Here is a 5,234-nt window from a genome sequence, read left to right on the forward strand (position 1 = left end):
TACCTGGTGAGCGGAACCGCCGAGACCGGTACGGCGGCGGTGTTCTTCACCGACGCGCAGGCCGCCCGGTTGTCCGCCCACCCGGGCCGGGTTGATGCGATCGGCGTGCGGATGGTGCCCGGCGCCGACGTCGGCGCGGTGCGCGAGATCGCGTCGGCGGCCGGCGCCACGACGTACGCCGGGAACGACCGCGGCAACGTCGAGCAGTCGGAGAACCAGGCCGCTCAGACGTTGCTGGTCACGGCCGGATCGGCTTTCGGGGGGTACGTCGTCCTGCTGATCGTCTTCGTGGTGGCCGGCACCATCGGGCTGTCCGTCCGGCACCGTCGACGTGACCTGGCGTTGCTGCGCGCGGTCGCGGCCACGCCGGGGCAGGTGCGCCGCATGCTGATCGCCGAGGCGGCGCTGCTCGCCCTGGTCGGCTCTGCGGTCGGCGGCCCGGCCGGCCTGCTGGCGGCCCGCTGGGTGCACGGCGAGCTGGTCGAGCGGGGGTTCGTGCCGGCCAGCTTCCCGATGGCCGGCGGTCTGTTCGCGGTGCCGGCCGCTGTCGGTACGGCGGTCCTCGTGGCGGTGCTGGCCGCGTTGGTCGCCGCCCGCCGGGTCACCGGGATCAAGCCGATCGAGGCGCTCGGCGAAATCGCCGTCGAGCCCCGGCGGAGCGGCCGGGTGCGGCTGATCGCCGGCGTGCTGACGCTGGCGGCGGCCGGCACCTCCGGGGCGTTCACCCTCGGTGCGGGCGGGTCGACCGGGGCACTGGCCGGCGCGGCCGGCATGTTGTACCTGTTCGTCATCGCCGTGGCGCTGCTCGCACCGAGGATCAACGCGTACGCGGCACGGCTGCTCACACCGTTGTTGCCGCGGGTGTGGCGGGTCAGCGGCTACCTGGCCGCGGCCAACCTGCGGGCCAACGCGCAGGGCATGGCGACGGTCCTGACCGCCCTCGTGCTGTCGGTGGGGTTCGGCGGCTCGGTCTGGTTCCTGCAGACCAACCTGGAACGGCAGACCACCACGCAGAGCAGCGCGGGAACCCTCGCCGAGCGGGTCGTTGTCGCCCCGGGTGGGCTGCCGGCGGACGCGGCGCGGGAGATCCGCGAGTTGACCGGGGTACGGGCGGCCACCGGTGTGCGTCGTACCCAGGTGGTGGTGCGGGCGTTGGGCGGCATCGAGCCGGTCGCCGCGCAGTCGGTCGACCCGGCGGGCGTCACGTCGACGATGAACCTCGCCGTGCGCGTGGGCAACCTGGCCGACCTGCGCGCGGGCACCGTCGCCGTGTCCGCGACGCAGGCGTCCTCGTCCGGCTGGGACGTCGGCGACAGGGCGGAACTCTGGCTGGGCGACGGCACCCCGGTCACGTTGGACGTCATCGCGATCTACGGCCGTGGCCTCGGCTTCGGCGACGTCACACTGGCTGCCGAGACGGTCGCCGGGCACACGGCCGCGAACACCACCGACGAGGTCCTGGTCAGCGCCGGCCCGGAGGCCGACACCGCGTTGGCCACGTGGTCGGCTGGAAAACCGGGCACCGAGGTTCTCGACGCCGCCACCCGTACCCGCCTGATCAGCACCGATCTGGCTCTCGGTGCCTGGCTGAACCGGCTGCTGATCGGCGTGATGGTGGGGTACGCGGCGCTGGCGGCGGCCACCACGATGGTGATGGCCGCGCTGGCCCGCCGCCGCGAGTTGGCGTTGCTGCAACTGGTCGGGGTCACCCGCCGGCAGATTCGCGCGATGGTCCAGGCCGAACAGGCCGGGTTGCTCGGCACCGCGGTGCTGATCGGCGCGACGATAGCGGCGCTGACCCTGAGCGCGATCGTCAACGGACTGACCGGCAGCCCGATCCCGTACGTCCCGCCGCTCGGTGGGGTGGCGGTGCTCGGCGGCACGACGCTGCTGGCGTTGGCAACCACTGTGTGGCCCGTCCGACGGCTGCTCAGCGCCCCTCCGATCGACAACATCGGTGTGAAGGAGTAGGCCTCGCGGCTCCAATGTCGGTGACAGTGCCGCCTCCGCAGACATCGCTGAGGCGGCACTGTCACCCTGGTGTCGCAGAGTTTGTCACTGGATTCGAGGCGCGGCAGATGAGCGCTGTGACCTCCGAAAAATCGGATCCCGCAACTGGCACGATCGTGTGATCCTCTGCCTCATGCCCCAACCGACCTTAAACACCGCCCGTCTGCTGCTGGTCCCACTTGCCGACCGGCACCTCGATCTGGAACTCCAGCTTGACTCCGATCCGGAGGTCCTCCGCTACATCAACGGCGGCCGGGCGCGATCCAGGGACGAGGTGGTCGCAGCCCACGGGCAGAGGATGGCCTTGGCAGGCACGGTGGACGGCTTGGGCTTCTGGATGGCGTTCGGCTCCGATGGCGGCGCGCGCGGCTCGACGCCGCCGGCACGCGAGGACGAGGGCGAGTTCATCGGGCTCATGATGCTTCCGCCGGCGCACGGCCCCGACCAACCTGACGACCCGACAGTCACAGACCTGGGTTACCGCCTTGTGCGTCGGTACTGGCGGAAAGGCTTGGCCAGTGAGGCATCCCGCGCCCTGCTGCGGCACGCCTTCGACACTGTCGGGCAGAGCCGGGTGATCGCGCAGACCATGGCCGTGAACACCGGCTCTCGCGGCGTGATGGAAGCCATCGGCATGAGGTACGTGCGCACCTACCGACCGTTCGGTGATGACCCGCTGTCGGGAGCGGAGGTCGAGTACGAGATGACCCGCGCGATGTGGGAGGCGTGTCGTGTCTCTTGCTGAGGCGGGACTCCTGTCAGGTGACGCTCACGACGACCTTTCCGAGGGCGCGTCCCTCGCCCACGTAGGCCAACGCCTCAGGGGTCTCGTCGAGGGTGAAGGCCCGGTCGATGTGGATGCGGAGGTCACCCGCGACGCAGAGATCGGCCACCGAAGCATGAGATTGTCGCCGTACACCTCGTCACCAGGTCGGAACCGAGTGACGGCGGAACCCACCGCCTCGACCCATCCGGCGATGTCCGAGCCGAGGGTCCGCAACCCTTGGGGACGGTAGGCCAGCCGCGGTACCCGAAGCGTTCCGGGCAAGCAGCCTACGCCTCCTGGGTTAGCACGGCGGGACAAGCGGCTGGTCGACGACGAGGCTGCCGGCGGTCGAGAAGTCGGCGTCGGGCTCGGAATTGACCTACTGGCACCGGCCGTTCAAGCGGAACGTACACCGCCTCTCCGCATGACCTGCGGCGACCTGGTTGCGCGCCCGACGGTCACCCAGTTGGTCACTCAGCCGTTGGTGGAACGGTTACCCATGGACCTCACGCTCGGCACCAGGTCCGAAGTTGTTGCTCGCTGTCAGGCAGGTTGTAGCGGCTGAGCAGCCTGGGCGCGGCTGACATGACGCCGCTACTCAACACCGTCCAGAGGGCTCTCTGCCGGGTTGGGGTGAGGTCCGTGAATCCCACACCGTCGGGTATCGGCCCGTCGGGGAAGGCTGCGTCCAACAGAGCGGTGAGCAGGGTGAAGGCATCTGCGGTGTGATCAGCGGAGGCGGCCCTTTCGGCCAGCACGTCGATCCGATCCCCGGCGACTCCGGGAGTTAATTCTGCGATCGTGAGGGCCGCCATGCCGGCCATGTCACCTTCGAGGAACGGCCAATAGGGTACGGGTTCAGTGGCCCCGAAGAGGCATTCATAGAGTTCTCTGACCAAGGATCGATCCGGATGACTCAAGATTCTCGACAGGCCCAACACCGCCGACCAGCGCTCGGCACGGTTTACGCTGCCTCGCCGATTAGACAGCGCGTCGATTAATGCTTCGCCGCCGTGAGGACACCCGAGGCTCGCCGCGACACAGGCAGCTGCCGCGACGACCGGATCCGGCTCCCGCCGGATGAGACCGGCCAACACTGGGCCGACCAAGCCCTCTTCCTCAGGAAACCAGGCGAGCAGGTGAGCGGCGTACAGCCGGACCGCAGCTTCCGAGGCTTCCAGCGCTGCCACGTAGACAGGCACCCCGACCCGCACCGCGTCGTACGCCTCTATCGTCCACCGCTGCTCGTCACGGTCTGCCTCGACGTCGCCCCATTCGGCTCGCCGTTCCCGTGCGCTGCGCTCCTCTTCATTCGGTGCCGCTGCCATCCAATCTCGATGCTCCGCCTCCAACTCCTCTCGGCTCAATGACGCGCGGCGTTGGGCCTCAGCCCTCATGTCTGATGGATCAGGACGATCGCTGAGCCATGAACTCTCATCGCCCACCGCGATCGCCGCCAACACCTGGCAGGCAGCAAAGCGGTCCGGGGCCGCCGGATCAGCGACAATATCGATCAGGTAAGGAGCCACCGCAGCACTGGCCTCGAACCGGGAGCCCTGCTGCACGAGCAGGTCGACGAGATCGCCGTATGCACCTTGGCGGACCTCCTGGATGTCTGACCTGACAGCACGGAGGAGGGCCGGGATCTCGACGGCAGGGCCGTAGGCATGGCTCACCGACGACCAGTCAACCTTTTCAGCGGGTACCGAGCGTTGGGGCATCGGACCACCTTAGGTGTGAAAAGCCGCTGGTGACGTCGTCAGCCACCGCTGAACAGCAGAAGAGCCAACGGCCTAGCGGCCCGACAAGCCATCGTCGAATCTGGCGAGCTGGTGACTCGTGCGGGGTGTGACCGTCTCCGCTCGTCAACGAGCTGTTGGACGGTCGCTGTGTGTACCGCCTAAAGATCCATCGCGTAGACCCGGACCTGGCGGCCGGTGTCCGGCTGTACGGCCTCGCGTTCCAGCGTCATGCCCAGCTTGACCATCACCCGCGCCGACGCCTCGTTGCCGACAACGTGGATGCTGACCAGCCGCCGCAGTCCGAGCTCGGCACGAGCGTGGGCGACCACGGACTGGGCCGCCTCGGTGGCCAGACCCCGGCCCCAGTGCGTGCGGCCGAGCCGCCAGCCGATCTCCACGGCCGGCAAGATCTCGGGCAGGAAGGTCGGCACCGCCAGCCCGGTGAAGCCGGCCAGTTCTCCGGTTTCCTTGATCTCCACCGCGTACAGGCCAAAGCCGTGCTCATCCCAGTGCCGCTGATAGATGGCCAGGCGCTCTGCGGTCGCGGCCCGGTCCAGGGTGCGGCCGTCATGGATGTAGCGCATTACCTCGGGCTCTGCGTTTACCGCGGCGAAGCCGTCCAGATCGTTGCTTCGCCAGCGGCGCAACAGCAACCGTGGAGTTTCCAGGGACGTGGCATCAAGGGATCTGGTCATGTCAGGCACGTCCCTTCGTAG

General features: G+C 68.9%; 5 protein-coding genes. 2 read left to right on the top strand and 3 right to left on the bottom strand.

The window, feature by feature from the left end; genetic code table 11:
* Together KBX53_RS21280 and KBX53_RS21285 are read left to right on the top strand one after the other, a co-directional pair.
* Positions 1-1,971 (top strand): FtsX-like permease family protein (locus tag KBX53_RS21280; RefSeq protein WP_210861220.1); only part of this gene is annotated, 1,971 nt, incomplete at its 5' end.
* Positions 1,972-2,143: 172 nt separating this feature from the next.
* The gene (locus tag KBX53_RS21285) at positions 2,144-2,755 is read left to right on the top strand and encodes a GNAT family N-acetyltransferase (protein ID WP_210861221.1); all 612 of its coding nucleotides are present in this window, start codon (positions 2,144-2,146) and stop codon (positions 2,753-2,755) included.
* Between the two features lie 13 nt (positions 2,756-2,768).
* Here the strand turns inward: KBX53_RS21285 and KBX53_RS37160 are convergent, their stop codons facing one another.
* The 3 genes from KBX53_RS37160 to KBX53_RS21300 form a co-directional block, all read right to left on the bottom strand.
* Positions 2,769-2,903, bottom strand: coding sequence for a zinc-binding dehydrogenase (locus tag KBX53_RS37160; protein WP_307857819.1), 135 nt, complete (start codon positions 2,901-2,903; stop codon positions 2,769-2,771).
* Positions 2,904-3,282: 379 nt separating this feature from the next.
* Entirely contained in the window at positions 3,283-4,497 is a 1,215-nt protein-coding gene (locus KBX53_RS21295) for a hypothetical protein (protein WP_210861222.1), read from the bottom strand.
* Between the two features lie 179 nt (positions 4,498-4,676).
* A partial coding sequence (locus tag KBX53_RS21300) for a GNAT family N-acetyltransferase (RefSeq protein WP_210861223.1) occupies positions 4,677-5,234 on the bottom strand: 558 nt, incomplete at its 5' end.

Origin of the sequence: Micromonospora sp. M51 (assembly GCF_018070305.1) — a bacterium.
Classification (GTDB): Bacteria; Actinomycetota; Actinomycetes; order Mycobacteriales; family Micromonosporaceae; genus Micromonospora; species Micromonospora parva.

Excerpts from the sequence above, each read along its gene's own strand:
- KBX53_RS21295 (WP_210861222.1), bottom strand. The coding sequence starts at position 4,497 with ATGCCCCAACGCTCGGTACCCGCTGAAAAGGTTGACTGGTCGTCGGTG.
- KBX53_RS21285 (WP_210861221.1), top strand. The coding sequence starts at position 2,144 with ATGCCCCAACCGACCTTAAACACCGCCCGTCTGCTGCTGGTCCCACTT.